Genomic DNA, 25,291 nt, shown 5'->3' on the forward strand with positions numbered 1-25,291 from the left:
CGACCAAGTATCGCCGCCGACTGGGGAGCCGCGACGTGACGGATCGAAGCAATAAATCGTTTCCAGAAGGGCGCGGTCCTGCGTCCTCTCTTTCGTCGCGCTGGGACGGGCGTCTCGACCCCGAGCAGAAATCATGGTGCGAGGCCAATGGCGTGCCCCTGGCCTATGACCCGATGCAGATCGGCTGGATCATCGCCGACAAGGAGGCGGTCTGCCCCAACGCCGTGCCATCCGCGCCGCTGTCATGGAAGGCGAAACCTACCCGCCTGCTCGATTTCAGGCGCTGGCAGAGCGATGACTTGCCCGCCTTCCGGCAGCTTCTGGGCGATCCGCAGGTCTGGCGCTACATGCACGAGGACTGCCCCGGCGAGATGACCGAGGCCCTCGCACGCGACCTGATCGAGATTTCCGCGTTCAGCGATCACCATGACGTTCTGGCCGTGACTCTTGATGGAAAACCCGTCGGGCAGATGCGCCTTGCCTTCGGCGCTGACCCCAGCAGCGCGGACACCGCCGAACTCAGCTACTGGCTGGGCCGCGCGCATTGGGGCAGGGGCCTCGGGCGCGACCTCGTGCGCCGCGCCACGCAGCGCGCCTTTGCCGATCACGACTGGCTCTACCGGCTGGTGGCCTTCGTGCATCCCGACAATCCCGCGTCAGAGCGGTGCCTGCGCGCGGCGGGCTATCACGACCGCGGGCATCGCGATGACGGCTGGTCCTGCTTCGTGACCTACCGCGACAGCTAAGGCTCAGACCGGGGGGCCGGTGCGCGGCTGCGGCCGGTTGCGCAGGCGTCTCTGGTAGATCAGCGCCCAGAGGTTCGACACGAAGAGCGCCCCGATCACCACCGCCCCGCCAACGATGGTCCAACCGCCCGGATCCTCGCCGATCATCGCCCAGACCAGCAAGGGCGCCAGCACCGATTCCAGCAAGATAAGCAGCGCAACCTCCGCCGAGGCGATATAGCGTGGCCCAAGCGTCAGCAGGCAGGTCGAGACGCTGATGAACGCCCCATGCGCGAGGATCAGCGGCCAGTTCAGCGACCAGACCGCCAGCGGCTGCGCCAGCGGCCAGATCACCAATGAGGCCCCGATCATCGCCACCGGAATGGCCGGGATCATCGACACCGCGCGCAATTGCCGGGCCGCCGTTATCGCGGCGGCAAAGCTGGCCGAGACCCCAAGCGCCACCAGATCGCCGCTCCAATGCGCGCCATGGGTCTCACCCGACCCCCGGGCGATCACCGCCAGCCCCGCGAACACCCCCAGCATGGTCAGGATCATCCGGCGGCTGATCGGCTCCTTAAGAAACACCCGACTGAAGATCGCGGCAAAGACCGGCATCGAGGCGAGAATGAAAACCACATTGGCCACGCTTGTCATGCTGACGGCAAAGACAAAGCCGGGCGCGGTGGCCCCGATCAGCACCGTATAGATCAGCCCGGGCCGCCCGGTGCGCGCCACCTCGGCGAAGCCGCGCACGCCATTTATGGCCAGCACACCCAGCAGGATCACACCCCCCGCCGTGATCCCGCGCCAAAAGGCGATGCTCGCCGCGTCCCCGTCAATAAGCCGCACGAATAGCGAATCCGGCACCACGAAAAGCACGCCGAGCGCGGTGATCAAAAGCCCCTTGAGATGTTCCGACATGCACCGTCTCCTCGCGGCCAGTCAGACCACAGAGCGGCGGCGCTGTCCATGCGGTGGCGGCGGGCTCAACTGCGGGTCTTTTTCGCCCAGGCGAGGACCAGTGACGCCGCCCCGGCCATGGTCAGGTCCATCCCCAGGAAGAGGCCAAGAAGCCCGAGTGCCGCGCCCGGCAGACCCAGCACGATCAGCGCCGCCAGCACCAGCGACAGAACACCCGAGGCCATGATCCAGCCCCAGCCTTGCACGGGCCGCATCTGCCACGCCAAGCCGACCCGCAACGCGCCCAGCACCGTGAAGAGCACCGCCACAAGGGCGGTCAGCGTCACCAGCCCGGCCAGCGGATTGAGCACCAGTGTCACAGCGAACAGCACCAGCGCCAGCCCAAGCGCACCCGACAGCCAGCGATCGCCGGTGGTCTTGGTCTTGTCGGTCACGGCCAGCCAGAGTTGCACACCGCCCGCCGCAAGGAATGCGGCACCGGCCACCGCCTCGGCGGCAAGCGAGGCGGCGAATGGATTGAGAAACGCCAGAAAGCCGCCGATCAGCATCACGACGCCCAGCACGGCCAGACCTTTCCAGCCCATGTCCGGCGTCAGCGTCTCGAGATCGTCCTCCGCGTCGCTCCGGGACGTGTCATCGCGTGCGGTCATGTCGTCCTCCTTTCAAAGCCATGTCGTTGCCCCGTGACCTGCGCATGCGCCTTGCGGGTTTCAACCACCCACCCTCTCGCCATTTCCCGGCGGTGCGGTCTATGCTGCGCTTGACCCTGACAGAGGAGAGCGCCATGCCCGCCCCGCAAAATCCCTTCAAGGCCGCGTTGCAGCGCGGCGAGATGCAATATGGCTGTTGGGGTGCGTTCGCCCATCCATACGCTACCGAATTGATGGCCTCGACCGGGTTCGACTGGCTGGTGATCGACGGCGAACACGCGCCCAATGACCTGCCCACCATCACCGCGCAATTACAGGCGATGTACGGATATTCCACGCATCCCGTGGTGCGCCTGCCGATGGGCGAGGATTGGGCGATCAAGCAGGTGCTCGACGCGGGCGCGCAGACGCTCCTGATCCCGATGGTCGAAAGCGCCGATCAGGCCGGCGACCTGGTGCGCGCGATGCGTTATCCGCCTGCGGGCATCCGGGGGTCGGGCGCGATGATCGCCCGCGCGACGATGTTCGCCGGGGTTGAAAACTATGTCGCCACCGCCGATGCGCAGATGTGCCTTCTGGTGCAGGTCGAAACCCGCGCGGGCATTGACGCGCTCGACGATATCCTTGCGCTCGAGGGCGTGGACGGCGTCTTTATCGGCCCGTCTGACCTTGCCGCCGACATGGGCCATCTCGGCGATAGCGACGTGCCCGAGGTGCAGGAGGTCATTCGCAACGCATTGGGCCGCATCGCCGCCTCGGACAAGGCGGCGGGCATCCTCGCGACCGATCACGAGGTGGCGCTGCGCTATCGCGACTGGGGCGCGCAGTTCCTCGCGGTGGCGGCGGATGTCCTGCTGCTAGCGCAGGCGGCACGCGCGACCGTGGCCCGCTGGCGCGATGGCTGAGGTCTTGCTGGCCGATGTCGGCGCAAGCCATACGCGGCTCGCGCGCGGCACGGGGCAGGGGCTCTGCCCCGGCACGGCGCGGCGCTATGCCAATGCCGGTTTCGCAGGTCTCGGCCCCCTCATGGCGGCTTATCTCGATGGCGCACCGGTCGATGCGGTCTGCGCCGGGGTGGCCGGGCCGGTGCGGGCTGGCACGGCACAACTGACCAATCTCGACTGGTTCATCGACGCCGCCGAGATCGCCCGCGCGACCGGCGCGCAGGCGGTGCATCTTCTGAATGATCTGCAGGCGCAGGCCCACGCGCTCGATGATCTGCCCCCGGCGCGCATAACGCCGCTCGTTCCGGGTGTGCCGGATCCGGATGGCCCGCGCATGGTCATGGGGCTGGGCACCGGCAGCAATATCGCGGTCGCGCATCGGGTCGGCGACCGCCTTTTCGTGCCGCCCGCCGAGGCCGGGCACTCCAGCCTGCCGAATATGGGCGCGGCAGAGAATGACCTGATCGCCGCCCTTGGGCGCGAGGTGGCGCACAAACCCTATGAGGCGGTTTTGTCGGGGCCCGGCCTTGCGCGGCTGCACCGGCTGTGCAGCGGGCAAGAACAGGCACCTGACCGGATCATTGCCTTGTATGAGGTCGGCGTGCCGGAGGCGCGCGAAACGCTTGATCTGTTCGGGCGCATATTGGGCACTGTAATGGGCAATCTGGCGCTCACCCACATGAGCACCGGCGGCGTCTTCCTGATCGGTGGTCTGGCCCGCGCAATCGCCCCGCATTTCAACGAACTTGGATGTCACCGGCATTTCTGCGCCAAGGGGCCCTATACGCAGATCATGCGCGATATGCCGATCTCACTCGTCACCGATGATCACGCAGCATTGCTTGGGTGCCTGCAACATCTGCGAGCTATATTGAAATAAAGATCATTCAGATGTATATTCTGGTGTGTAATATACGGAGCATCCCATGAAACGCCTTTTCACCAACCAGATCTGCACCATGACCGAACTGCGCGAGCCGCAAAAAGTGCTCGACGCGGCGGGCGGCAAACCCGTGGCGATCATGAAGAACTCCAAATGCATCGGCTATCTCGTGCCCGAGGCCGCCACCCTCCAGGACGAGCCGCGCCACGCGACCATGGATGAGGTGATGGCCTATCTCCGATCGTCGCGTGACAGGGTGCAGCCGGTTCTCGACTACCTCAAAGACAAATGAGCTTTGTCCTGCTGACCCCCGATCTGGTGGAGGCACTTCACGATGCGGCGCTCAATCCTGGGGAACTGGCCGGTCGTGCCCGCGACAAATCGCTGGAAGGCGCACTGGCGCGGGTCGACAACCGCATTCTCTACGGCATGATCGAGGACGTGTTCGACCTCGCTGCCGCCTATGCTGAGGCAATCGCGCAGGGGCATTGTTTCAATGATGCCAACAAGCGCACGGCCTTCGACTCGATGAACTTCTGCCTCGAATTGCACGGGGTGTATATGGAATGGAATGTCGAAGACACCGGCCAGCAGATCATCCGCCTCGCACAGGGCCAGATCGACGCGGGCGCAATGGCCGATTGGCTAAGGGCGCGCGCGGTCTGAGCCCCGCGCGCGCCGCCGGTCAGTCCACCGCCCCCGCGTGGACAACCTTCAGGTAATCGCACATGCGCGTCCATTTCCGACCATACCGCGCATCCAGGTCTGCATCGCCGCAATCGCTCGCCCGCGCCAGAAGATCGTCGCCGGGCTGCCAGTCCGCCGGAACCCCGAGTGACGTGCGATCCACCGCCTGCAAGGCCAGCGTGGAGCGCAGGGCTTCTTCACTCGACCGCCCGACCGAGGGCGGATAGTCGAACATCATCCGCAATTTCAGCGACGGGTCGATGATGAAACTCTTGCGGATCGTGCAACCGGCAGCCTCCTTGGAATGGATCAGCCCCATCTCTCGCGAAATGCGCCCGCCGGGATCGGACATCACCGGGAAGTCCACGTCGAGGCCGAACGTGTCCTCGACATCCGCCACCCAGCGGGCGGCTTCCTCCTGTCCGCTCATCGAGATCGCGGCGACAGAAACGCCCGCCTCTTCGAAATCCTGCAGCATCATCGCCATGGAGGCGAGTTCGGTCGTGCAGATCGGGGTAAAGGCTGCCGGGTGGCTGAACAGATAGACCCATCCGCCCTCGGCCCAGTTGTGGAATGCGATCTTGCCTTGCGTGCTCTGCACGTTGAAGTTGGGAAAGATATCGCCGATCTGCGGCGTCCATGCGTTGGACTTGCGATACCCGGATGGGACTTCGACCCAGTTTTCGGCGGCGCGCGCCGAGGCTGACCAGTATTTCATTCTCTTTCGTCTCCGCAATGAGGTTTCGTTCAAACAAAACAGGAAGCGGAACCAACTACACGTTGAGGTTGTTTTTTAAGTGTGGCCGAATTGAGGCAAATGCGTTGCAGTTTTCCAAAATGCGCTCTTGCAGAAAATACAACTGCGCGACACCGGGCCCGGTGCGCAATCCCTTTCCCCGCCCGGTCCCCTCTGCCATAATGCCCGCCAACCCATAAAAGCAAAGAGCAGCGGCATGAACGATCTTCTCTCGCCCACCCCGAAATCCGAGTATGACGCCTCCTCCATTCAGGTGCTCGAGGATATGGAGCATGTGCGCCTGCGTCCGGGCATGTATATCGGCGGCAAGGATGACCGCGCCCTGCATCACATGGTGGCCGAAATCATCGACAACTCGATGGACGAGGCGGTGGCGGGCCACGCCACATGGATCGAGGTGGAGCTGCACGCCAATGGCCATGTCAGCGTGCGCGACAACGGGCGCGGCATCCCGGTTGATCCGCATCCCAAGGACCCCAGCAAGACCGCGCTCGAGATCATCTTCTGCACCCTCAACGCGGGCGGCAAGTTTTCCGGCGACAGCTACCAGACCTCGGGCGGCTTGCACGGCGTCGGCTCTTCGGTGGTGAACGCGCTCTCGGATCATCTAAGCGTCGAGGTGGCGCGCAACCGTGAACTCTATCGCATGGAGTTCTCGCGCGGCCTGCCGCAGGGTCTGCTGGAAAAGATCGGCGCGGCCCCCAACCGGCGTGGCACATCCGTCACCTTCCACCCCGACCCCGAAATCTTCGGCTCGCTGACGCTCAAGCCCGCGCGGCTCTTCAAGATGGCGCGCTCCAAGGCCTATCTGTTCTCGGGCGTGGAAATCCGCTGGAAAACCGAGATCAGCGATGGTGAAACCCCGCAGGAGGCGACGTTCAAATTCCCCGGTGGCCTCGCCGATTACCTCGCCGAGACGCTTGGCACCAGCACCACCTATGCCGAGCGTCCCTTCGCCGGGACGGTCGATTTCCGCGACAAGTACAACGTGCCCGGCAAGGTGGAATGGGCGATCAACTGGACACCGGCGCGCGACGGTTTCATCCAGTCCTATTGCAACACCGTCCCAACCCCCGAGGGCGGCACGCATGAGGCCGGGTTCTGGGCCGCGATCCTCAAGGGCATCAAGGCGTATGGCGAGCTGAGCAACACCCGCAAGGCCGCGCAGATCACCCGCGAAGACCTCATATCGGGGGGCTGCGCGCTGGTCTCGTGTTTCATCCGCGAGCCGGAATTCGTCGGCCAGACCAAGGACCGGCTGGCCACCACCGACGCGCAGCGCATGGTCGAGGGCGCGGTGCGCGACCATTTTGACAACTGGCTGGCGGCCGATACCAAATCCGCCGGTGCGATCCTCGATTTCCTCGTCCTGCGCGCCGAGGAACGGCTGCGCCGTCGGCAGGAGAAAGAGACCGCCCGCAAGACCGCCACCAAGAAACTGCGCCTGCCCGGCAAGCTGGTGGATTGCACCTCGAACACCCGCGACGGCACGGAACTCTTTATCGTCGAGGGCGACTCTGCGGGCGGCTCCGCCAAGATGGGGCGGGACCGCAAGACACAGGCGCTTTTGCCGCTCAGGGGCAAGATCCTCAACGTGCTGGGCGCGGCGTCCTCGAAGCTGGGCAGCAATCAGGAAATCAACGACCTGACACAGGCGCTTGGCGTCGGCTTGGGGACCAAATTCAACCTCGACGATCTGCGCTATGACAAGGTCATCATCATGACCGACGCCGATGTCGACGGCGCGCATATCGCGGCGCTGCTGATGACCTTCTTCTTCACCCAGATGCGCCCGATGATCGACGCGGGCCACCTCTATCTGGCCTGCCCACCGCTCTACCGGCTGACGCAAGGCGCGAAACGGGTCTATTGCCTCGACGAGGCCGAGCGCGACGCCTGGATGGAAAAGGGCCTCGGCGGCAAGGGCAAGATCGACTACAGCCGCTTCAAGGGCCTGGGCGAAATGGACGCCAAGGACCTCAAGGAAACCACGATGGACCCGGCCACCCGCAAACTCATCCGCGTCACCATCGACGAGGACGAACCCGGCCAGACCGGCGACCTCGTGGAGCGCCTGATGGGGAAAAAGCCGGAACTGCGGTTCCAGTATATCTCGGAGAATGCAAGGTTTGTGGAGGAGTTGGATGTTTAGTGGGAAGCATTATCATCGAAAAGATCAGGAGTCGCTCGCTTCTGTTCGTGGGAGAATGAACCTAGAACGGCACTAAGTGCTTCATCTTGTAGGGGCTCCGCAAGTTCTTCTTCGTCAATTGCAAGAACCCTTATGACTTTGTTCTCTTTTGCGCGACTTTTGGAGATACTTGAAGCCATCTGTACTTTTAGCACGGTTGCTTCTCCAAACTCTAATTCATCACGCAGCAGCTTGTGCCAAAATTCTTCGTCGACCACCTCAAACAAAACAGAGTGGCCAGAACTATCTCGGCCCTTCCACCTGCGGCTTGACTGGTCGTCTCGGTCAAAGTTTGGAGACGTTACCCTGATAATCCTGAGCGACACAATCCAATCAATTTCGGGATCTTCCTCCTTTAAAACCGTTGGTCGAATGGCTCTCTCGGCAAAACTGTTCCGTTCTATTGGAAATTCCTCTTCTTCCGAGAAACCAATGCCTCTCACTGTAGGATCATTGAGTGCGGCACCATACAAGTCCGCCTGAGCATCTTCTAAGTCATAGCGCAATTGTTTAGAGGCTCTCGCAGACTCAAAGGTCATTACAGGCTCAAGCAAAGACTGGCTTGCGGAACGCGATACAATTTCCTCCAGAAGGGCCGTGCCTTCTTGCTGCAGATATTCAGTTTCAACGTCGTTTATTTGTTCGTCCGAAGAGGATTCTAAGTATTTGATTTTATTCTTAAAGGCATCTATCTTTTCAATAAGCATCTCATTTGGTGTGCCGCCTAGATACTCTTGCGTTAAGTCTTGTGTTGTTTCCGAATCCATCACTTGAATTATGGCCCAGAGAATGACGGCTGTTGGAGCGATTTGCTTGGAGAGCTTTTTAACGCCTTTGAATACAACTCCAACATACTGCTTCAGGCTACCCGACTCTGGAGGAAATATAACAAATTCAAATTGGAGTTCATTATTGAAAAACTCACGATTAAGGGCCTCGACTGCTTTACGGGTGGCTTCAGCCGAAGCAACAAAGGTATCGAGCAGAACGTAGTCTTCTGCCACATCGAAATGCACCAACACTCTGTTCAAAATAGATCCCCTAAAGATTGCGCTCGACTTTGCAGTTTATTTTTTGAGTGGTCAAACTTTCTATAGATTTGATCTGGAAACTATAAACGCGCGGAACCAAGGCGCAGCTTGCTGCGCCGCCGCGCGATCGCCGGGCCGCCCGCCGCACCGGAGGTGCGTCATTGATAATCGGCACGCCTTTGGCGTGACGGCACGGCGATTTGGCCGCCACCTGCGCTCCGCCCCGATGTTTTCCGGATTTGGCGGCCATAAAGTGCCCAGAACCAGCGTAGATCGCCGCACCGCGGCCCGTCGATCGCGCGGCCCCATCACCCCTCTTGCCGCCACGCCCCCGCCCCCTTATCTTACATCTCGCAGCACCGGCCCCGCGCCGTGCCTGCTGCGCCCGAGGGCTCATCGCCCTGACCCTGTCAGGCTCCCCTGAACCCCTGAGCACGGACCGGCCCGGCATCCCGCCCGGCCGGGATCTTTCAGGAGTCGAACCCATGTCCAAAGAAAAAAACCGGGGCAACCGCGAGGCCAAGAAGCCGAAGAAGGAAACGCCCAAGGTCCTTGCCACCGCGAATTCCAACGCCGGAAAAAACCCCACGGTGATCGCGGGCAAGCCGGTCAAGTAACGCCGACCATCACGCGCGGAGCGGCCCCCGCCCCGCGCGTTCCCTTCGACACATCCCTGTCATCAAACCTTTACTGGACTCGCCTCTATATTTCACATATTCACGAAATATGGAAAAAGAGATACCCGACAGGCTCGCCACCCTCGGCCATCCGCAGCGGCTGGAGCTGTTCCGGCTCCTGATGCGGCGCTATCCCGACCGGGTTCCGGCGGGCGAACTGGCCGAGGCGCTCAGCCTCAAGCCCTCGACCCTCTCGGCCTACCTCAGCGCGCTGATGCGCGCCGGGCTGGTCACGCAGGAACGCAACGGCACGTCGCTCCGCTATTCCATGAACATGACAGAGGTGCGTCGCACCTTCGATTGCCTGCTCAATGATTGCTGTCGCGGGCGGCCCGATATCTGCGCCCCCACCTCTAACCTGCCCCCCACCTTGCAAGGAGGCCCGGACATGGCCGACAAGACCTACAACGCGCTCTTCATCTGCGTGGGCAACTCCGCCCGCTCGATCTTTGCCGAAACGCTGCTGCGCGACATGGCGGGCGACCGGTTCACCGTCCATTCCGCCGGCACGCGGCCGTTCTCCGAATTGAACCCCTTCGCGCTCGAGGTGCTGAAATCCAAGGGCCATGACGTCTCCGCCCTGCGCGCCAAGAATGTGGACGAGTTCACCGCGCCGGATGCCCCGGTGATGGATTTCGTCTTCACCGTCTGCGACCGCGCCGCCAACGAGGATTGCCCGGCCTGGGCCGGACAGCCGGTCAGCGCCCATTGGGGCACCCCCGACCCGGTGCTGGCCACCGGCACCGACGCGCAGAAAAGCCTCGCCTTCCAACAGGCCTACGGCGCGCTCAAGAACCGGATCACGGCCTTTGCCGCGCTTCCCGTCGAAACGCTCGACCGCGTCAGCCTGCAGGCCGCCGTGGACGAGATCGGCCGCACGGCCGACGAGGCCGAGGCATGACGGTCTATGCAGTCAACGGTCTGGGCCGGATCGGCAAGCTGATCCTCAAGCCGCTGCTGGAGCGCGGCGCGCAAATCGCGTGGATCAACGACGCCGTGGGCGACGCGGAAATGCACGCCCACCTGCTGGAATTCGACACCGTGCATGGCCGGTGGGATGCCGTATTTGCGCATGACGCGGACAGCGTCACCATCGACGGCACGCGCCTGCCCTTCATCGGCACGCGCGATCTGGACGCCTTGCCGCTCGAGGGCGTCGATGTGGTGATCGACTGCACCGGCGTCTTCAAAACCGAGGCCAAGCTCGCCCCCTATTTCGACGCGGGCGTGAAGAAGGTCGTCGTCTCCGCCCCGGTCAAGGATGGCGACGCCGCCAATATCGTCTACGGCGTCAATCACGACATCTATGAGCCCGCCCGCCACCGCATTGTCACGGCGGCCAGCTGCACCACCAATTGCCTTGCCCCGGTGGTCAAGGTGCTGCACGAGGCCATCGGCATCAAGCACGGCTCGATCACCACGATCCATGACGTGACCAACACGCAAACTATCGTGGACCGCCCCGCCAAGGACTTGCGCCGCGCGCGGTCGGCACTCAATTCGCTAATCCCGACGACGACCGGCAGCGCCACGGCGATCACGCTGATCTATCCCGAACTCGCCGGGCGTCTGAACGGCCACGCCGTGCGCGTGCCGCTGCTCAACGCCTCGATCACCGATTGCGTGTTCGAGATGGACCGCGAGACGAGCGTGGAGGAGGTCAACGCCCTCTTTCAGACCGCCGCCGATGGACCGCTCGCCGGTATCCTGGGCTATGAGACGCGGCCCCTGGTCAGTGCCGATTACACCAACGACACCCGCTCCGGCATCGTCGATGCACCCTCGACCATGGTCATCAACGGCACGCAGGTGAAGGTCTATGCGTGGTACGACAACGAGATGGGCTATGCGCATCGCCTTGTCGATGTAGCGCTGATGGTGGGGGCCACGGTTTGACCGCACGTCCCGAGGGCCTCAGCGCCTATATCGCCGTCACGGCGGCCTATTGGGCCTTCATGCTGACCGATGGCGCGCTCAGGATGCTGGTGCTGCTGCACTTCCACACGCTCGGGTTCACCCCGGTGCAGCTGGCCTATCTCTTTGTCCTCTACGAGATCGCGGGCATGGTGACCAACCTCTCCGCAGGCTGGATCGCCGCGCGGTTCGGGCTGACCTCGACGCTCTATGCCGGGCTTGGCCTGCAGGTGCTGGCGCTCATTGCGCTGGCGCAGCTTGATCCCACCTGGACCGTCGCGCTCTCGGTCGCTTACGTTATGGTGGTGCAGGGGGCCTCCGGCGTGGCCAAGGATCTGGCCAAGATGTCCTCGAAATCCGCCGTCAAGCTCCTGGCATCCAAGGGCGACGGCGGGCTGTTCCGCTGGGTCGCCGCTCTCACCGGCTCCAAGAACGCGGTCAAGGGGCTGGGCTTCCTGCTGGGCGCAGCGCTGCTGGCCGGGATCGGCTTCGTCGGCGCGGTCTGGGCGATGGCGGCGGTGCTGGCGGTGATCCTCGCCGCGGTGGCCCTCGCCATGCCGCCGGGCCTGCCGACGGGCCGCAAGGGGGCCAAGTTCTCCGAGGTTTTCTCGAAATCCGCCAACGTCAACTGGCTCTCGGCGGCGCGCGTGTTCCTCTTCGGGGCGCGCGATGTGTGGTTCGTAGTGGGTATCCCGGTCTATTTCTACAGCGTGCTCTCGGACGGGTCCGAGGCCGGAAACCGCGCCGCGTTCTTCATGATCGGCACGTTCATGGCGGGCTGGATCATCCTTTACGGCGCGGTGCAGGCCAGTGCCCCGCGCCTGATGCGCGCGGCCTCCCGCCCCGAGGGCGATCTCATTCGCGCGGCGCGGGGCTGGGCCCTGGCCCTGCTCGTGGTGCCGGTGGCCCTGACCGTCGCCGCGCTCCTGGCGGATGGCCCGCAGACATGGCTGACGATCACGCTGGTGGCCGGGCTATTGGCCTTCGGCGCGATATTCGCGGTCAATTCGGCGCTGCATTCCTACCTGATCCTCGCCTTCACGCAGGCGGAACGGGTGACAATGGATGTGGGCTTTTACTACATGGCCAACGCAGGCGGGCGGCTTCTGGGCACGGTGCTCTCGGGGCTGACCTATCAGCTAGGCGGTTTGCCCCTTATGCTGGGCACGGCAAGCGTGATGATCGCCGCCTCGGCCCTCGCATCCGGGCGGCTCGATGCGACCCTAGGATCGGAGACACCAACATGAGCGCATTCGAGCGGTACCTCACCCTCTGGGTCGCCCTCGCGATGATCGCGGGTATAGCCCTCGGCAACACCATCCCGGGGCTGGTCAATGCCGTCGCAGCGGCCGAGGTCGCCCGCGTCAACCTCGTGGTGGCGGTGCTGATCTGGGCGATGGTCTATCCGATGATGGTCGGCGTCGATCCGTCCAGCCTGCGCGACGTGCTGCGGCAGCCGCGCGGCCTCGGCATCACGCTGGCGGTCAACTGGCTGATCAAGCCCTTCACCATGGCCGCCCTCGCGGTGCTGTTCTTCGAGGGTATCTTCGCCGATCTCATCGCGCCCGCCGACGCGCAGCAATATATCGCCGGGCTGATCCTGCTGGGCGCGGCCCCCTGCACGGCGATGGTTTTCGTGTGGTCGCAACTGACCAGGGGCGACGAAAGCTACACCCTCTTGCAGGTCAGCGTGAACGACGTGGTGATGGTCTTTGCGTTCGCGCCGATCGTGGCGTTCCTCCTCGGTGTGACCGACATCACCGTTCCGTGGGAGACATTGCTGCTCTCGGTCCTGCTCTTCGTGGCGCTGCCGCTGGCGGCAGGCATCTGGACCCGGCGCAGGCTGGAGTCCGAGGCCCGCATCGCGGCGTTTCAGGCGCGGCTCAAGCCGTGGTCGGTGATCGGTCTGATCGCGACGGTGGTGATCCTCTTCGGCCTTCAGGGGCAGGTGATCCTTGACCGGCCGATGGTGATCGGGCTGATCGCGGTGCCGATCCTCGTGCAATCCTACGGCATCTTCGTGCTGGCCTATGCGGCGGCATGGATGCTCAAGGTGCCGCACCGCATAGCCGCTCCCTGCGCGCTGATCGGCACGTCGAATTTCTTTGAGCTGGCAGTCGCAGTGGCGATTTCGCTCTTCGGCCTCAATTCCGGCGCGGCCCTCGCCACGGTGGTCGGCGTGCTGGTCGAGGTGCCGGTGATGCTCTCGCTCGTGGCCTTCGCCAACCGGACACGCGCGCGGTTCGCCTGAGGCTGGTCAGCCCTCGGAATATTCCGGCAGGCTCCTGAGCGCATCCTTAAGCGCCTGCCCCCAGGCCTCCGAGATGTGGTTGAAATAGGGGTCATCCCCCTGAATGCGCCCCGACCGCCCCCGGCTCATGCTGTCAGCGGCGTAGAAATGATAATCGAACGGCGGGGCCACCCCGAGATTGGCCTTCATCGTCGAATCGAAACTCACCAGCAACAGTCGCATCGCCTGTTCGAAACTCAGATCCTTGTCATAGGCGCGCACAAGGATGGGCTTGCCGTACTTGGTTTCCCCGATCTGGAAGAACGGCGAATCCTCGGTGGTCTCGATGAAATTTCCCTCGGGGTAGATCAGGAACAGGCGCGGCGGCCCGCCCGCGATCTGCCCGCCAAGGATCAGCGTGGCGTGAAACGCTGAGTCGGCCTTCATCCCGCCGGTTTCATGCGCCGCCACCACCTCGTGCAGGGTCTCGGCGACGATCCGTGCGGCCTGAAACATCGAAGGGGCCGACAGCAAATCGGGATTGCGGTCGTCATGCGCCTTGCCGCGTTCCTCAAGCTGGCTGATCACCGCCTGCGTGGTGGCAAGGTTGCCCGAGGACAACAGCGTCAGGCAAAGCTGCCCCGGCACCTCCCAGATCACCATCTTGCGATAGGTCGAGATATTGTCCACGCCCGCATTGGTGCGGGTGTCGGACATGAACATCAGGCCGTCTTTCAGGGCCATGCCCACACAATAGGTCATCTTGTGCCTTCACTGCTGAACAACCTTGATCTGCACGCCGAGCGTTTCCGACAGCCCGCCGATCCGCATGCCAGTTATCGGAGACGCATCGGAATAGTCCAGCCCCGTCGCCACCCGCACATAGCGCGCATCCGGCGAAATCCCGTTCGAGACATCAAACCCGACCCAGCCGATCCCATCCAGATAGGCCTCGGCCCAGGCATGCATCGCGGTCTGATCGGTGGTGTCGTCCATCATCAGATAGCCCGACACGTAGCGTGCGGGCAGATCGAGGTGCCGCGCGCAGGCGATGAAGATATGGGCGTGATCCTGACACACCCCGCGCCCGTCGCTCAGCGCGTCCTCGGCGCTCCAGGTGGGTTCGGATGCGCCGGTCTCATAGGCCACCGCCTCGCGGATCAACCCGCAGAGCGCGTGCAGCCGGTCGAGATCGTTGCCCGGTGCCAGACGGCGGGCCAGGGCGCGCACCTGCTCGCGCGCCTCGGTGCGCGGCGTGGCGCGACTATAGAGCCATAGCGGCGCAGGCCCCCGATGCGGCCCGACGATGCCATGGGTGTCGCTCACCTCGATCTCGCCCTCGCTCAGCACGTCGAGGATCTGCGTATCCCGATCAAGGCTGATCAGTTCGGTGGTGTTGTTGTGATGATCCTCGAAACTCAGTTCCTTCTTGCCGCCGGTGATTGCGGTGCGCCAGCTGACCACGGTCTGATGCGGCGTGGTCTTGGGCGTCTTGCGCACCTGTTGCAGGCCGAACCGAACCGGTTCGGCAAAGCGATAGCTGGTCACGTGATGAATGGTCAGGCGCATGAATCACTCATAAAAGCGATAATCCAACTCGATCTGCCGGGCGAGGCCAGAGAAGGCACCCAACAATTCGGTGATCATCTCGTGCAGACCAAACTCGAAAATCTGGTCCAGGTCATGCGAAAGATACTGCTGTTCGATCTGCGATACTAGCCGTAGCGACGGCCCCGGCTCGCGATTGCCGCGATTCAGGTAACTCAGGTTGTCGCGGATCTTGGAGGTGCAGAAGGCCAGACTGCGCGGCATCCGCTTGTCCAGCACCAGGAAATGCGTGATCTCGCGCGGCGCCAGCTTGGAGCCGTATTCCATCCGAAACCCGCCCTTGGCCGAGAGCGAGCGCAGGATGCTTTCCCATTGCACATTGTCGATGGAACTGCCCACCGCAAGGGTCGAGGGCAGCAGCACATAGTATTTCACGTCGAGAATGCGCGCGGTGTTGTCGGCGCGTTCGATAAAGGTGCCAAGCCGTGCGAAATCGTAGATCTCGTTGCGCATCATCGTGCCGTGGGTCATGCCACGCACCAGCGCCGCCTGCTGCCGCAGCGCGCGCAGCACGTTGGGCAGATCGCGTTCCCCGACCTTGCGCGCCAGCGTCTCGCGCGCATGCATGTAGGCGGCGTTGATCGCCTCCCAGACATCGCCCGTCAGGGCGGTGCGCACCATCCGTGCATTTTGCCGCGCCTGCTCGATGCAGCACAGCACCGAAGACGGGTTCTCGTGCGAGCGCAGCAGCCAGTCCACGGCGGCATCCTTGGTCACCGTCTCGTTGGCCGCCAGATAGGCATCCAGCACCGAGGCCGATTGCAGCACCGGCCGCCACTCCGCGTCAGGCTCGTTCAGCCGGGTCAGCGCGATCCGCTGCCCGGTCTCGATCAGGCGCGCGGTGTTCTCGGCCCGCTCCAGCAGGCGATACATCCAGAAAATTCCATTCGCGGTCTTGCCCAGCATCGCCCTAGTCCTCCAGCACCCATGTGTCCTTGGTGCCGCCCCCCTGAGAGGAGTTGACCACGAGCGATCCCTTCTTCAGCGCCACCCGCGTCAGCCCCCCCCGGCGTGATCCGGATGCCCTCGGGGCTGACCAGAACATAGGGCCGCAGATCGACATGCCGGGGCGTCAGCCCCATGCGCGAAAAGATCGGCACCGTCGACAGGCTGAGGGTCGGTTGCGCGATGTAATTGCCGGGCCGCGCCTTGAGCTTGCGGCGGAAGGCCGCGATGTCCTTCTTGCTGGCGGTCGGCCCCACCAGCATGCCGTAACCGCCCGAGCCATGCACCTCCTTGACCACCAGATCAGCGAGATTGTCGAGCACATAGGCCAGCGAATCCGGGTCTGAGCAGCGCCATGTCGGCACGTTCTGCAACAGCGGCCGCTCGCCGGTGTAGAATTCGACGATCTCGGGCATGTAGGAATAGATCGCCTTGTCATCGGCGATGCCGGTGCCCGGCGCGTTGGCGATGGTGATGCCGCCGGTGCGGTAGACATCCATGATGCCGGGCACGCCAAGCTGGCTCTCGGGGTTGAAGTTGAGCGGGTCGAGAAACTCGTCATCGACGCGGCGATAGAGCACGTCGATGGCCTTGTAGCCACAGGTGGTGCGCATCGCGACGCGCCCGTCCACCACCCGCAAATCATGCCCCTCGACCAGTTCCACGCCCATCTGATCGGCCAGAAAGGCATGCTCGAAATAGGCGGAATTGAAAATCCCCGGCGTCAGCACCGCGACCACCGGATCGACCCCCGCCGCAGGCGGCGCGCAGGCCGCGAGCGAGCGGCGCAGGTTGGCGGGGTAATTCTGCACCGGCTGCACCCGGTTGCGCGAGAAAAGTTCCGGGAACATCTGCAGCATCGTCTCGCGGTTCTCCAGCATGTAGCTGACCCCCGAGGGCGTGCGCGCATTGTCCTCGAGCACGTAGAATTCGCCCTCGCCGGTGCAGACAAGGTCGATGCCGACGATATGGGTATAGACCCCGCCCGGCGGCGCGACCCCGATCATATGCGGCAGAAAGGCGTCGTTGCGGGTGATCATCTCCTGCGGGATACGGCCCGCCTTCACGATCTCCTGATTGTGGTAGATGTCGTGCAGAAAGGCATTGATCGCGCGCACCCGCTGCTCGATGCCGCGCGACAGGCGGTGCCACTCGGTTCCCGACATGATGCGCGGCACGATGTCGAACGGGATCAGCCGCTCCTCGGCCTCGGCACGGCCATAGACGTTGAAGGTGATGCCGGTCAGGCGGAATATTTCCTCGGCCTCGCGCTGCTTTGCGCGCAGGCGTTTGGGGTCTTCCTCGGCGAACCAGTCGTGAAAGCCGCGATAAGGCGCGCGCAACCCGCCCGCATCGCCCCACATTTCGTCAAAACACTCCGCCATCCCACGTCCCACATCTAAAGAAGATCAGCTTACACCGATATTCTCACACCGCAACGGGGCTGTTTTTGAACAGAAAATATAGGGTGAGGCATGGATTGCGCGTGCGAATGCAGCTTGTGGGGTCGCTCTTGCCTGTTTTTTCGGCAAACCGAACGGTCCCATCCGTGGCCGCTCCGGCCCGGGTGGGGCAGGGGTCATGCAAGCTCGCGCAACGCGTCCGCTGTCTCGGGCGCGGGCAGGCGTGCAACCAGCGGCACGTGATGCCACGCGCCATCCGGCCCCGCCCGCATCGGCTCTGACAGCAGTTTCAAGCGGGCCGCACGCTCATCCGGACGATAGGTATGCCCCATCGAATGCCCAAGCGCCACGCGCCAGCCGGGGCGCGGATCAAGCGCCGGTTGCGTCGGGCCAAGCCCGGCCTTGATGTGATGCGCGATATCCCATTCCAGCACCTCGCCCGCGTGGCGGGTGACGACCCAGCAATGCGCATCATCCGTCACACCGCCCTTTTCCGCCGGAAAGAAGTAGCCGTAGACATAGCCCGCCTCAAACCCCGCCGCGCGCAGGCTCGCCACGAGATAGGTGTTGATATCCACGCAAGAGCCGGGCGTCGTCCCGCAGGAGAGATAGGGCACGGCGTCGGTGTCGTCGTTGAACCGGATCTCGGGATGGGCATAGCTGAACCGCGCCTCGGCCTCGGCCACCAGCGCGCGCAGGCCCGCCATGCCGCCACCTGCACGGGCCGCGATCTCCTGGCTGGCACGCACCAGCTCCTCGGCGGCCACGGTATAGGGCGTGCCTCGTGGCGCAAAGATCACCTCCGGATAGCCCTGCCCTTGGGGCGCGGGCGCGATGTCATGGGTCAGGGTCAGCGGGCCGCCCGCCGCCTCGATCCACAGCGCCGCCAGCCCCAGTTCCGCCTCCAGCGTGACGGCGCAGATGTCGCCGCCGGTCACAGTCGTCCGGGTCACGGCATCATGCGGGCTGCACATGCCCGCCGGGGCCAGCAGGCGGGTGCCGGGCTCCAGCCCGCCGATCTCGATCTCCAACTGTCTCATGCCATGCTCCACAGGTGAAACAGAAGCCCCGCGGCAAACGCGCCGCTCAGCGACAATGCGATATAGAGCGCGAAGACCCGCGGTTTCACCAGCGCCCAGACCGCAATCGCCGCAGGCAGCGAGGTCACCCCCCCCGCCACCAGAAAGGCCAGCCCCGCACCGGGTGCCATGCCCTGTGCGATCAACCCGCCCACCAGCGGCAGCGCGGCATACCCGTTGAGATAGGCCGGCACCCCCACCAACGTGCCAAGCGCAATGGGGCCGAGCCCGCTGCCACCCAGAACCGAGGTGACGGTCTCTGCCGGAATAAAGGCCAGCATCAGGCTTTCGAGCAGAAAGGCCAGCGTCAGCCATTTGGCGAGGAACAGCGTCACGTTCAGCGCCTCGCGTCCGAATTTCGCGCGCCGCTCGGGGTCTTGCCAGAACCGCCAGACCACCGGCTTGGGCGCGCGCAGCTTGGCCCCGCCGCAGCCGCCATTGCCGATCCCCTCGCGCAGCGGATCGCTCAGCCCACCGGCGCGGGACATGACATGCACCACCGCCCCGCCGAAGACGCCCAGCCCCACGGCCGCCAGCGTCTTGGCAAGCGCGAATTTCAGCCCCAGAACCCCCGTGGTCAGCACGAACATCGACGGGTCCATCACCGGCGAGGCCAGCCAGAACGCCATCACCGCCGAGAGCGGCACCCCCATTGCCAACAGCGCCGCAATCAGCGGGATCACCCCGCAGGAACAGAACGGCGAGAGGCCCCCAGCCAATGCGGCCAGCCCGATCATCACCACCGGCGCCCCGGTAAAGGCGCGCGCGATCAGGTTGTCAGCCCCGGTCGCCGTGGCCCATGCCGCCACACCGATCGACAGGATCAGGAAGGGCGCGGTATTCAGCAGCGATTGCGCGGTAAAGCCAAGGCTGTCGCGCGCCTGCGCCGGATCGAGCAGCGCAACCACCGCAAGGATCAGCGCCGAGGCCAGCCACACCCGGTGATCCCGCCACAGCATGCGGGCCCATGCAACAGGGCCGGTCGGGGAAAGGCTCGTGTCGGTCATATCCATATCTCCGGAATTCTGGTTGTTTCAGGGCGCAAAAATTCACGCCGCATCGTCTTCGGCCTGCAGGGTGACACCGGCGCAGCATTCCGAGGTGAGAAACCCCAGCACCCGCTGCATCGCCGCGTAATCCACGCTGTTGAACACCTCGCGCCCCTCTTTGCGCTGCACCACCAGCCCGGCCTCGACCAGCGTCGACAGGTGATGCGCCAGAGTCGAGGGCGCCAGCCCCAGATGCGCGCCGATATCGCCGACCCGCAACCCGTCATGCCCCGCCTTGACCAGCAGGCGAAAGATCGACAGGCGGGCGTCATGGCCAAGGGCGGCCAGCGCGCGGGCATTGGGGCTCGTGATACTCATATCGCAAACATAACCAATATTCCGGTTATGTCGAGTCTTTTTCGCAACCCCTCATCCACACCCGGGGCAGGGAGGCTCCGCCCCCGGTGACCTTTCGCCCAATCCCGCCGGATGCGCATCGCCCCAGACCCGCGCCGCATCCCGCGCGATCAGCCGCGCCTCGATTGCGTCCAGCGCCTGCAGCGCCCGGCCCGCATCCCCGCTTTGACCCAAGGCACGCCGATAGGCCCGCAGCACCGAACGCGGCCCCCACGGCAGACATGCCCGCGCCAGCCAGGCCCGCAGTGCGGGCGGCAGCCGGTCGAACTCACGCATCGGATCACGACACCGGCGACGTTGGCGCAGGCTTGTCCGTCCAGTATTTCTGCCGCTCATATCGCTTCCTCCGGATCGTCCACCGGGTCGAGCACCAGCAAGAGCCGCGTCTCGCCGCTCCTCTCGATGGGCGGCGAACGATGCAGCAATCCCGAGGGCGGATCACCGGGCCAGAGCGTGCCGCGCAGCACCAGCGGCGCACCGGTCGGCGTGGTGAACACCCGGCGCGGCTCCTCGCCGTCCACGCTGATCCCGTATTGCGTGCCGGTGCCGCGATAGGTGCAGATCAGCCGCGCGGTGACCGCGTCGATATGGAAGCGACGACAGGCATCAGTCTCGATCACGTCGAGCCGCAACCGCAGGAACCGCGCCCGCATCAGCCCGGCAAAGCGATCCGCCAGCCCGCCGATATCCTCGATCAGCCAGTCGCGCGCCGCGCTCGCGTCCAATCCCGCCACATCACAGGCATCGCTTACGGCATCGCGCACCCTGCCGGGGCGCAGGATCACCCGCAGCTGCGGTAGCGTCTCGGGGGCAAGCCCGTTGATCCACGCCTGCCAGTCCGGATCGACCCGCCGCTGCCACAGCGCCGCCGCCACCCCCGGCCGCGCGATCACGTCGAGGTCATCGGCGCAGTCCGCCACCCCCACGCCGATCGCCGCCCCGTGCAGGATCTCGCGCGCCAGCGTCATGCCGCCGCCTCCGCCCGCCGCCAGTGCGGGAACGGATCGGGCAGATCCGCGCCAACCTCATCCTGCATCAGCGCGGCGTCCAACCTGCCACGCAGCGCGGCCCAGTCGATGCCCGCCCCGATAAAGACGATCTCCTGCCGCCGGTCGCCCCAGGGCTCCTGCCAATGCGCCCGCAGATATGCCTGCGCCTCTACGTGATCCGGCCAGCGCTCGCGCGGCACCGCCGCCCACCATGTGCCCAAGGGCGTCACGCTCGACAGGCTCCCCGCCAGCGAGAATTCCGCCACCCAATCGGGCCGCGTGGCGATCCAGAAATGCCCCTTGGCCCGGATCACGCCGGGCAGGGGGCCGTTCAGCACGTCATGGATCGCCTGCGGATGAAACGGCGCGCGCGCCCGGTAGGTATAAGAGGCGACACCGTATTCCTCGGTCTCGGGCACGTGATCCGCGAACCCGTATAGCTCTTTCGCCCACATCGGATGCTCATGCGCCTTGTCGAAATCGAAAAGGCCCGTGGCAAGGATCGCATCCGCGCCGACGGCCCCATGATCGGTCTCGATCACCCGCGCATCGGCATTCAGGCTGCGGATGATCTTGCGCGCCGCGTCGCGCTGATGCGGGGCGGCGTCGCTCACCTTGTTGAGGATCACCACATCGGCAAACTCGATCTGATCGGTCAGCAGATGCACCAGCGTGCGCTCATCCGCCTCGCCCCCCGGTCCGACCAGGCTCTCGCCCCGGTCGCGCAGGAAATCGTGGCTGGAAAAATCGCGCAACAGGTTCACCGCATCGACCACCGTCACCATCGTATCGAGCCGCGCCACATCCGCCAGGCTCTCGCCCGCCTCGTCACGAAACTCGAAGGTGGCGGCAACGGGCAGCGGCTCGGAAATGCCGGTCGATTCGATCAGCAGATAGTCGAACCGCCCCTCCCCCGCGAGGCGGCGCACCTCGGCCAGCAGATCGTCGCGCAGCGTGCAGCAGATGCAGCCATTCGACATCTCGACCAGCGTCTCGTCGGTGCGGCTCAACTCGGTCTCGGCACGCACCAGATCGGCGTCTATATTCACCTCGGACATGTCATTGACGATCACCGCCACGCGGCGGCCCTCGCGGTTGTTCAGTACACGGTTGAGCAGCGTCGTCTTGCCGGCCCCGAGAAAACCGGACAGGACGGTGACGGGGAGGCGTGGATCGGTTTCGGTCATGGGGCACCTCGTGGTTGAATTAGTGTAATGTTATTACATCTCACATAAAGAGCGTCAAATCGAAATCTCCCGCGCCCGCTCGACTTTTCACGCGGGCCATGACACATCGGCGCAGGCCGAACAGCAGATGAGAGACCCCGCCGCCATGCCCTGCACCCCCGTCACCGTGCCCGGCCATTTCGGCGAATGGATTCAAGGTCGACTTGGCCCCGATGGCCCGGTCGCGTTGATCACGCTGGCCTGCCCGGCCTTGTCGGCGCGCGCACCGGGGACGGGCATTCGCCTGCCCGCGCTGTTTGACGCCGCGCGCCTCGATGCCTTCGCCGCCGCGCTCGGCCTCAATAGCCCCGACTGGCCCGCGCTCGACTGTGATATGCCGCTTGGCGCCGGGGCAGGGGCCTCCACCGCCTGTCTCGTGGCCTCGGCCCGCGCGCTGGGCCATTGCGGCCCGCGCGATGCCTTGGCCCGCGCCTGCCTTGGCGTCGAAGGCGCAAGCGATCCCTTGATGCATGCCCATCCCGACCGCCTGCTCTGGGCCTCGCGCCGGGCCGAGGTGCTGCGCGATTTGCCAAGCCTTCCCGAGGCCGAGATCGTCGGTGGGCTCTGGGGGGATACCGAGCGCACCGATCCTTGCGATGAGAATTTTCCCGACATCTCCGATCTGGTGGCGTTCTGGTCCGGGGCCGCCGCGCGCGGTGACCTCGCGGCCCTCGCGGGTATCGCCACCGAATCCGCTCGCCGCTCAACCGCGCATCGCGGCCCTGCCGATCCGATGCCCGATCTGGCGCGCGATCTGGGCGCTTTGGGATATGCCCGCGCCCATACCGGCCCCGCCCGCGCGCTGATCTTTGCCCCCGGCAAGGTGCCCAATGGGGCCGGGGCCGGGCTGCAAGAGGCCGGGCTGCGCGACGTCCTGCGCTTTCGCACCGGGGGTGCTGCATGAGTTTCGCGGCGATGATGCTGGCGGGCCTCGCGCTTGATCTCCTGCTCGGCTGGCCGGATCGCCTCTACGCAAAGATTGGCCACCCGGTGACATGGCTCGGCCGCCTGATCGCGGCGCTCGAAGGACGGTTCAACAGCGGCACGCACTCCATACGCTTGCGTATAGGCGCACTCACCACGCTGATCACCATTGCCGCCGCCACGCTTCCGGCGCTGACGCTGCAGGCGATGCTCCCCGATGGCCCGCTCGGCTGGCTGATCGGCGGGATGCTGGCCTGGCCGCTGATCGCACTGCGCTCGATGCACGATCATGTCGCCGCCGTCGCTGCGCCGCTTGTCAGCGGTGATCTTGATGCCGCGCGTCGCGCCGTGGCGATGATCGTGGGGCGTGACCCGGCCACGCTCGACACCGCAGGCGTCGCCCGCGCAGGCATCGAAAGCCTTGCCGAGAATACCGGCGACGGTATTCTCGCCCCGGTCTTCTGGGGCGTGGTCGCAGGCCTGCCGGGCATCGCCGCCTACAAGGCGATCAACACGCTCGATTCGATGATCGGCCACCGCAATGACCGCTACGAGGCGTTCGGCAAACTCGCCGCCCGGCTCGACGATCTGGCCAACCTGATCCCGGCGCGGCTGACCGGGCTGCTCTTTGCCCTCGCCACCCCGCGCCATACCCTGCGCACGCTGCGCATCATGACCCGCGACGCCCGCCACCACCGCTCGCCCAATGCCGGCTGGCCCGAGGCCGCGATGGCGGGCGCGCTCGGCATCCGCCTTTCAGGGCCGCGCACCTATGGCACCCATGTCAGCAATGAGCCATGGCTCAACCCCGGCGCGCCCGACCCGCAGGCGGATGATCTGCGCCGCGCGCTGTCGCTCTATGCCCGCGCCATGACGCTCATGGTGCTTGCGCTTCTGGGGCTTTGGCTGGTCTAAGGCGGCATGGACACCACCCCTCGCGATCACGGCGGCAATCTCGATGCCGCGATGCACCGGTTCGGCGGTGACAGGGCGCAATGGATCGACCTGTCGACGGGCATCAACCCCATGCCCTACCCCATGCCGCCGCTGTCCCGGCACGCCATTGCCGACCTGCCCACCACCTCCGACATGACCGCGCTGCGAGAGGCCGCCGCCGCCTGCTATGGCACCCGGGCCCATGTCACCCCTTTGGCGGGTGCGCAGGCGGTCATTCAGGCGGTGCCGCATCTGGCCGCGCCGGGCCGCGCGCGGGTGCTGTCGCCCACCTATAACGAGCATGCCGCCGCCCTGCGCGCCCGGGGCTGGACGGTCGAGGATCTGCCACAGCTTGACGCGCTCGCCGGGGCCGACTGCGCCATTGTCGTGAACCCCAACAACCCCGACGGTGCGCGCCACGATCCCGACCGCCTTGCCGCCCTCGCGGCGCAGGTCGGGCTGCTCGTGGTGGACGAAAGCTTTGCCGATCCCGCGCCCGACCTGTCGCTCGCCCCGCGCCTGCATGCGGGGCCGCAGAATATCCTCGTCCTGCGCTCCTTCGGCAAGTTCTACGGGCTCGCCGGGCTGCGCCTCGGCTTTGCGCTCTCATCGCCCGGGATCGCCCGCACCCTCGCCGACATGGCCGGGCCATGGCCGGTCTCGGGCCCCGCGATCGAGGTGGCGCTGCGGGCGCTCTCCGACAGCGCGTGGCAGTCTCAGACGACCGCACGCCTCAGCCGCGACGCCGCCCGGCTCGATGCGCTTGGCCTCCGCGCGGGCTGGTCGCTGGTGGGGGGCACGCCGCTCTTTCGCACCTATGCCACGCCCGATGCGGTGGCCGCGCAGGAGCATCTCGCGCGCCACCAGATCTGGTCGCGCATCTTCCCCTATTCGCGCACCTGGCTCCGCCTCGGCCTTGCGGGGAGCGAGGCGGAGTGGGCGCGGCTCGAGACGGCGCTGTGAGGGTCGATTTTGGCCTGTTGCTGCCATTGGATCAAAGCACCCGCGCGATACGCGGTCGAAGACCGCCGCGCATCGCCGGGCCGCCCCCCGGCACGGCGATTTGGCTGCAATCTGCTCTGCGTTCAGATGTTTTTCGGGCTTTGCTGATATAAAGCGCTACAAAACTGACGTCGGATCGCCGCACCGCGGCCCGTCGATG

At 65.0% G+C, this 25,291-nt stretch carries 27 protein-coding genes and 1 pseudogene; 14 read left to right on the forward strand and 14 right to left on the reverse strand.

The genetic code is table 11. The annotated features are described in order from the left end of the window. Window positions 1-35: 35 nt before the first annotated feature. The gene (locus BMX04_RS06385; RefSeq protein WP_175477335.1) at window positions 36-746 is read left to right on the forward strand and encodes a GNAT family N-acetyltransferase; all 711 of its coding nucleotides are present in this window, start codon (window positions 36-38) and stop codon (window positions 744-746) included. Between the two features lie 3 nt (window positions 747-749). On the opposite strand, the gene BMX04_RS06390 is transcribed toward BMX04_RS06385, so the two are convergent. Beyond that, on the reverse strand, window positions 750-1,649 hold the full coding sequence (locus BMX04_RS06390) for a DMT family transporter (RefSeq protein ID WP_074785501.1): 900 nt from the start codon (window positions 1,647-1,649) through the stop codon (window positions 750-752). A gap of 65 nt (window positions 1,650-1,714) precedes the next feature. Continuing rightward, a complete protein-coding gene (locus BMX04_RS06395; protein WP_074785502.1) occupies window positions 1,715-2,299 on the reverse strand; it encodes an HdeD family acid-resistance protein in 585 nt (194 codons plus the stop codon). Between the two features lie 134 nt (window positions 2,300-2,433). Between BMX04_RS06395 and BMX04_RS06400 the strand changes: the two genes are divergently transcribed. From BMX04_RS06400 to BMX04_RS06415, 4 genes are read left to right on the forward strand one after another with little or no spacing between them, the layout of a single operon-like run. Then, a complete protein-coding gene (locus BMX04_RS06400; protein ID WP_074785503.1) occupies window positions 2,434-3,204 on the forward strand; it encodes an HpcH/HpaI aldolase family protein in 771 nt (256 codons plus the stop codon). Continuing rightward, the gene (locus BMX04_RS06405; protein WP_074785504.1) at window positions 3,197-4,123 is read left to right on the forward strand and encodes a glucokinase; all 927 of its coding nucleotides are present in this window, start codon (window positions 3,197-3,199) and stop codon (window positions 4,121-4,123) included. The genes BMX04_RS06400 and BMX04_RS06405 overlap by 8 nt, the downstream gene beginning before the upstream one ends. 46 nt (window positions 4,124-4,169) lie before the next feature. After that, window positions 4,170-4,418 carry a hypothetical protein gene (locus tag BMX04_RS06410; protein ID WP_074785505.1) on the forward strand — a complete coding sequence of 83 codons (249 nt, stop codon included), beginning with the start codon at window positions 4,170-4,172 and terminating at the stop codon, window positions 4,416-4,418. After that, window positions 4,415-4,792 (forward strand): type II toxin-antitoxin system death-on-curing family toxin, encoded by a 378-nt coding sequence (locus BMX04_RS06415; RefSeq protein ID WP_074785506.1) that lies wholly within the window; start codon window positions 4,415-4,417, stop codon window positions 4,790-4,792. Before BMX04_RS06410 ends, BMX04_RS06415 begins: the two co-directional genes overlap by 4 nt. Window positions 4,793-4,811: 19 nt before the next feature. Here BMX04_RS06415 and BMX04_RS06420 read toward each other — a convergent pair whose 3' ends face one another. Beyond that, window positions 4,812-5,531 carry a redoxin domain-containing protein gene (locus tag BMX04_RS06420; protein ID WP_050663222.1) on the reverse strand — a complete coding sequence of 240 codons (720 nt, stop codon included), beginning with the start codon at window positions 5,529-5,531 and terminating at the stop codon, window positions 4,812-4,814. A 235-nt stretch (window positions 5,532-5,766) separates the two neighbouring features. On the opposite strand from BMX04_RS06420, the gene parE reads away from it, so the two are divergent. Beyond that, entirely contained in the window at window positions 5,767-7,722 is a 1,956-nt protein-coding gene (gene parE, locus BMX04_RS06425) for a DNA topoisomerase IV subunit B (protein WP_074785507.1), read from the forward strand. Here parE and BMX04_RS06430 read toward each other — a convergent pair. Continuing rightward, window positions 7,719-8,765: a hypothetical protein gene (locus tag BMX04_RS06430; protein WP_175477336.1), complete on the reverse strand. Its 1,047-nt coding sequence runs from the start codon at window positions 8,763-8,765 to the stop codon at window positions 7,719-7,721. The genes parE and BMX04_RS06430 overlap by 4 nt on opposite strands. Before the next feature lie 512 nt (window positions 8,766-9,277). Between BMX04_RS06430 and BMX04_RS19750 the strand changes: the two genes are divergently transcribed. The 5 genes from BMX04_RS19750 (at window position 9,278) to arsB (ending at window position 13,634) form a co-directional block, all read left to right on the forward strand. After that, the gene (locus BMX04_RS19750; RefSeq protein ID WP_254892329.1) at window positions 9,278-9,409 is read left to right on the forward strand and encodes a hypothetical protein; all 132 of its coding nucleotides are present in this window, start codon (window positions 9,278-9,280) and stop codon (window positions 9,407-9,409) included. Window positions 9,410-9,518: 109 nt separating this feature from the next. Continuing rightward, entirely contained in the window at window positions 9,519-10,370 is an 852-nt protein-coding gene (locus tag BMX04_RS06435) for an arsenate reductase/protein-tyrosine-phosphatase family protein (RefSeq protein ID WP_074785509.1), read from the forward strand. Then, a complete protein-coding gene (locus BMX04_RS06440) occupies window positions 10,367-11,365 on the forward strand; it encodes an ArsJ-associated glyceraldehyde-3-phosphate dehydrogenase (RefSeq protein ID WP_074785510.1) in 999 nt (332 codons plus the stop codon). The genes BMX04_RS06435 and BMX04_RS06440 overlap by 4 nt, the downstream gene beginning before the upstream one ends. Next, window positions 11,362-12,630: an organoarsenical effux MFS transporter ArsJ gene (gene arsJ, locus BMX04_RS06445; RefSeq protein WP_074785511.1), complete on the forward strand. Its 1,269-nt coding sequence runs from the start codon at window positions 11,362-11,364 to the stop codon at window positions 12,628-12,630. Before BMX04_RS06440 ends, arsJ begins: the two co-directional genes overlap by 4 nt. Beyond that, window positions 12,627-13,634 (forward strand): ACR3 family arsenite efflux transporter, encoded by a 1,008-nt coding sequence (arsB, locus tag BMX04_RS06450; protein ID WP_074785512.1) that lies wholly within the window; start codon window positions 12,627-12,629, stop codon window positions 13,632-13,634. Before arsJ ends, arsB begins: the two co-directional genes overlap by 4 nt. Window positions 13,635-13,640: 6 nt before the next feature. On the opposite strand, the gene BMX04_RS06455 is transcribed toward arsB, so the two are convergent. The 10 genes and pseudogenes from BMX04_RS06455 to BMX04_RS06500 form a co-directional block, all read right to left on the reverse strand. Continuing rightward, on the reverse strand, window positions 13,641-14,375 hold the full coding sequence (locus BMX04_RS06455; protein ID WP_074785513.1) for a proteasome-type protease: 735 nt from the start codon (window positions 14,373-14,375) through the stop codon (window positions 13,641-13,643). Between the two features lie 9 nt (window positions 14,376-14,384). Continuing rightward, window positions 14,385-15,182 carry a transglutaminase family protein gene (locus BMX04_RS06460; RefSeq protein ID WP_074785514.1) on the reverse strand — a complete coding sequence of 266 codons (798 nt, stop codon included), beginning with the start codon at window positions 15,180-15,182 and terminating at the stop codon, window positions 14,385-14,387. Window positions 15,183-15,185: 3 nt separating this feature from the next. Next, window positions 15,186-16,127 (reverse strand): alpha-E domain-containing protein, encoded by a 942-nt coding sequence (locus tag BMX04_RS06465; protein ID WP_074785515.1) that lies wholly within the window; start codon window positions 16,125-16,127, stop codon window positions 15,186-15,188. 4 nt (window positions 16,128-16,131) lie between these two features. Further along, window positions 16,132-17,551: pseudogene (locus BMX04_RS06470) on the reverse strand (circularly permuted type 2 ATP-grasp protein). A 194-nt stretch (window positions 17,552-17,745) separates the two neighbouring features. Beyond that, window positions 17,746-18,609 carry a transglutaminase-like domain-containing protein gene (locus BMX04_RS06475; protein WP_074785516.1) on the reverse strand — a complete coding sequence of 288 codons (864 nt, stop codon included), beginning with the start codon at window positions 18,607-18,609 and terminating at the stop codon, window positions 17,746-17,748. Continuing rightward, on the reverse strand, window positions 18,606-19,655 hold the full coding sequence (locus BMX04_RS06480; protein ID WP_244888493.1) for a permease: 1,050 nt from the start codon (window positions 19,653-19,655) through the stop codon (window positions 18,606-18,608). The genes BMX04_RS06475 and BMX04_RS06480 overlap by 4 nt, the downstream gene beginning before the upstream one ends. 42 nt (window positions 19,656-19,697) lie before the next feature. Then, window positions 19,698-20,015 (reverse strand): ArsR/SmtB family transcription factor, encoded by a 318-nt coding sequence (locus BMX04_RS06485; RefSeq protein ID WP_074785518.1) that lies wholly within the window; start codon window positions 20,013-20,015, stop codon window positions 19,698-19,700. Between the two features lie 51 nt (window positions 20,016-20,066). Next, window positions 20,067-20,390, reverse strand: a complete 324-nt coding sequence (locus BMX04_RS06490) for a DUF6525 family protein (RefSeq protein ID WP_074785519.1) — start codon at window positions 20,388-20,390, stop codon at window positions 20,067-20,069. Next, a complete protein-coding gene (locus tag BMX04_RS06495) occupies window positions 20,387-21,022 on the reverse strand; it encodes a DUF1826 domain-containing protein (protein ID WP_074785520.1) in 636 nt (211 codons plus the stop codon). Before BMX04_RS06495 ends, BMX04_RS06490 begins: the two co-directional genes overlap by 4 nt. After that, window positions 21,019-22,230 carry a GTP-binding protein gene (locus tag BMX04_RS06500; protein WP_074785521.1) on the reverse strand — a complete coding sequence of 404 codons (1,212 nt, stop codon included), beginning with the start codon at window positions 22,228-22,230 and terminating at the stop codon, window positions 21,019-21,021. Before BMX04_RS06500 ends, BMX04_RS06495 begins: the two co-directional genes overlap by 4 nt. A gap of 127 nt (window positions 22,231-22,357) precedes the next feature. On the opposite strand from BMX04_RS06500, the gene BMX04_RS06505 reads away from it, so the two are divergent. Genes BMX04_RS06505 through cobD form a run of 3 tightly spaced genes read left to right on the forward strand, consistent with a single transcriptional unit; the run spans window position 22,358 to window position 25,092 of the window. Further along, window positions 22,358-23,173, forward strand: coding sequence for a hypothetical protein (locus tag BMX04_RS06505; RefSeq protein WP_074785522.1), 816 nt, complete (start codon window positions 22,358-22,360; stop codon window positions 23,171-23,173). Further along, window positions 23,170-24,108 carry an adenosylcobinamide-phosphate synthase CbiB gene (gene cbiB / locus BMX04_RS06510; protein WP_074785523.1) on the forward strand — a complete coding sequence of 313 codons (939 nt, stop codon included), beginning with the start codon at window positions 23,170-23,172 and terminating at the stop codon, window positions 24,106-24,108. Before BMX04_RS06505 ends, cbiB begins: the two co-directional genes overlap by 4 nt. A gap of 6 nt (window positions 24,109-24,114) precedes the next feature. Further along, on the forward strand, window positions 24,115-25,092 hold the full coding sequence (gene cobD, locus BMX04_RS06515; RefSeq protein WP_074785524.1) for a threonine-phosphate decarboxylase CobD: 978 nt from the start codon (window positions 24,115-24,117) through the stop codon (window positions 25,090-25,092). The last annotated feature ends 199 nt before the right edge of the window (window positions 25,093-25,291 follow it).

Origin of the sequence: Roseovarius tolerans (assembly GCF_900109855.1) — a bacterium.
GTDB lineage: Bacteria > Pseudomonadota > Alphaproteobacteria > Rhodobacterales > Rhodobacteraceae > Roseovarius > Roseovarius tolerans.

Excerpts from the sequence above, each read along its gene's own strand:
- BMX04_RS06390 (WP_074785501.1), bottom strand. The coding sequence starts at position 1,649 with ATGTCGGAACATCTCAAGGGGCTTTTGATCACCGCGCTCGGCGTGCTT.
- BMX04_RS06395 (WP_074785502.1), bottom strand. The coding sequence starts at position 2,299 with ATGACCGCACGCGATGACACGTCCCGGAGCGACGCGGAGGACGATCTC.
- BMX04_RS06400 (WP_074785503.1), top strand. The coding sequence starts at position 2,434 with ATGCCCGCCCCGCAAAATCCCTTCAAGGCCGCGTTGCAGCGCGGCGAG.
- BMX04_RS06405 (WP_074785504.1), top strand. The coding sequence starts at position 3,197 with ATGGCTGAGGTCTTGCTGGCCGATGTCGGCGCAAGCCATACGCGGCTC.
- BMX04_RS06410 (WP_074785505.1), top strand. The coding sequence starts at position 4,170 with ATGAAACGCCTTTTCACCAACCAGATCTGCACCATGACCGAACTGCGC.
- BMX04_RS06415 (WP_074785506.1), top strand. The coding sequence starts at position 4,415 with ATGAGCTTTGTCCTGCTGACCCCCGATCTGGTGGAGGCACTTCACGAT.
- BMX04_RS06420 (WP_050663222.1), bottom strand. The coding sequence starts at position 5,531 with ATGAAATACTGGTCAGCCTCGGCGCGCGCCGCCGAAAACTGGGTCGAA.
- parE (WP_074785507.1), top strand. The coding sequence starts at position 5,767 with ATGAACGATCTTCTCTCGCCCACCCCGAAATCCGAGTATGACGCCTCC.
- BMX04_RS19750 (WP_254892329.1), top strand. The coding sequence starts at position 9,278 with ATGTCCAAAGAAAAAAACCGGGGCAACCGCGAGGCCAAGAAGCCGAAG.
- BMX04_RS06435 (WP_074785509.1), top strand. The coding sequence starts at position 9,519 with ATGGAAAAAGAGATACCCGACAGGCTCGCCACCCTCGGCCATCCGCAG.
- BMX04_RS06440 (WP_074785510.1), top strand. The coding sequence starts at position 10,367 with ATGACGGTCTATGCAGTCAACGGTCTGGGCCGGATCGGCAAGCTGATC.
- arsB (WP_074785512.1), top strand. The coding sequence starts at position 12,627 with ATGAGCGCATTCGAGCGGTACCTCACCCTCTGGGTCGCCCTCGCGATG.
- BMX04_RS06455 (WP_074785513.1), bottom strand. The coding sequence starts at position 14,375 with ATGACCTATTGTGTGGGCATGGCCCTGAAAGACGGCCTGATGTTCATG.
- BMX04_RS06460 (WP_074785514.1), bottom strand. The coding sequence starts at position 15,182 with ATGCGCCTGACCATTCATCACGTGACCAGCTATCGCTTTGCCGAACCG.
- BMX04_RS06465 (WP_074785515.1), bottom strand. The coding sequence starts at position 16,127 with ATGCTGGGCAAGACCGCGAATGGAATTTTCTGGATGTATCGCCTGCTG.
- BMX04_RS06475 (WP_074785516.1), bottom strand. The coding sequence starts at position 18,609 with ATGAGACAGTTGGAGATCGAGATCGGCGGGCTGGAGCCCGGCACCCGC.
- BMX04_RS06480 (WP_244888493.1), bottom strand. The coding sequence starts at position 19,655 with ATGACCGACACGAGCCTTTCCCCGACCGGCCCTGTTGCATGGGCCCGC.
- BMX04_RS06485 (WP_074785518.1), bottom strand. The coding sequence starts at position 20,015 with ATGAGTATCACGAGCCCCAATGCCCGCGCGCTGGCCGCCCTTGGCCAT.
- BMX04_RS06490 (WP_074785519.1), bottom strand. The coding sequence starts at position 20,390 with ATGAGCGGCAGAAATACTGGACGGACAAGCCTGCGCCAACGTCGCCGG.
- BMX04_RS06495 (WP_074785520.1), bottom strand. The coding sequence starts at position 21,022 with ATGACGCTGGCGCGCGAGATCCTGCACGGGGCGGCGATCGGCGTGGGG.
- BMX04_RS06500 (WP_074785521.1), bottom strand. The coding sequence starts at position 22,230 with ATGACCGAAACCGATCCACGCCTCCCCGTCACCGTCCTGTCCGGTTTT.
- BMX04_RS06505 (WP_074785522.1), top strand. The coding sequence starts at position 22,358 with ATGAGAGACCCCGCCGCCATGCCCTGCACCCCCGTCACCGTGCCCGGC.
- cbiB (WP_074785523.1), top strand. The coding sequence starts at position 23,170 with ATGAGTTTCGCGGCGATGATGCTGGCGGGCCTCGCGCTTGATCTCCTG.
- cobD (WP_074785524.1), top strand. The coding sequence starts at position 24,115 with ATGGACACCACCCCTCGCGATCACGGCGGCAATCTCGATGCCGCGATG.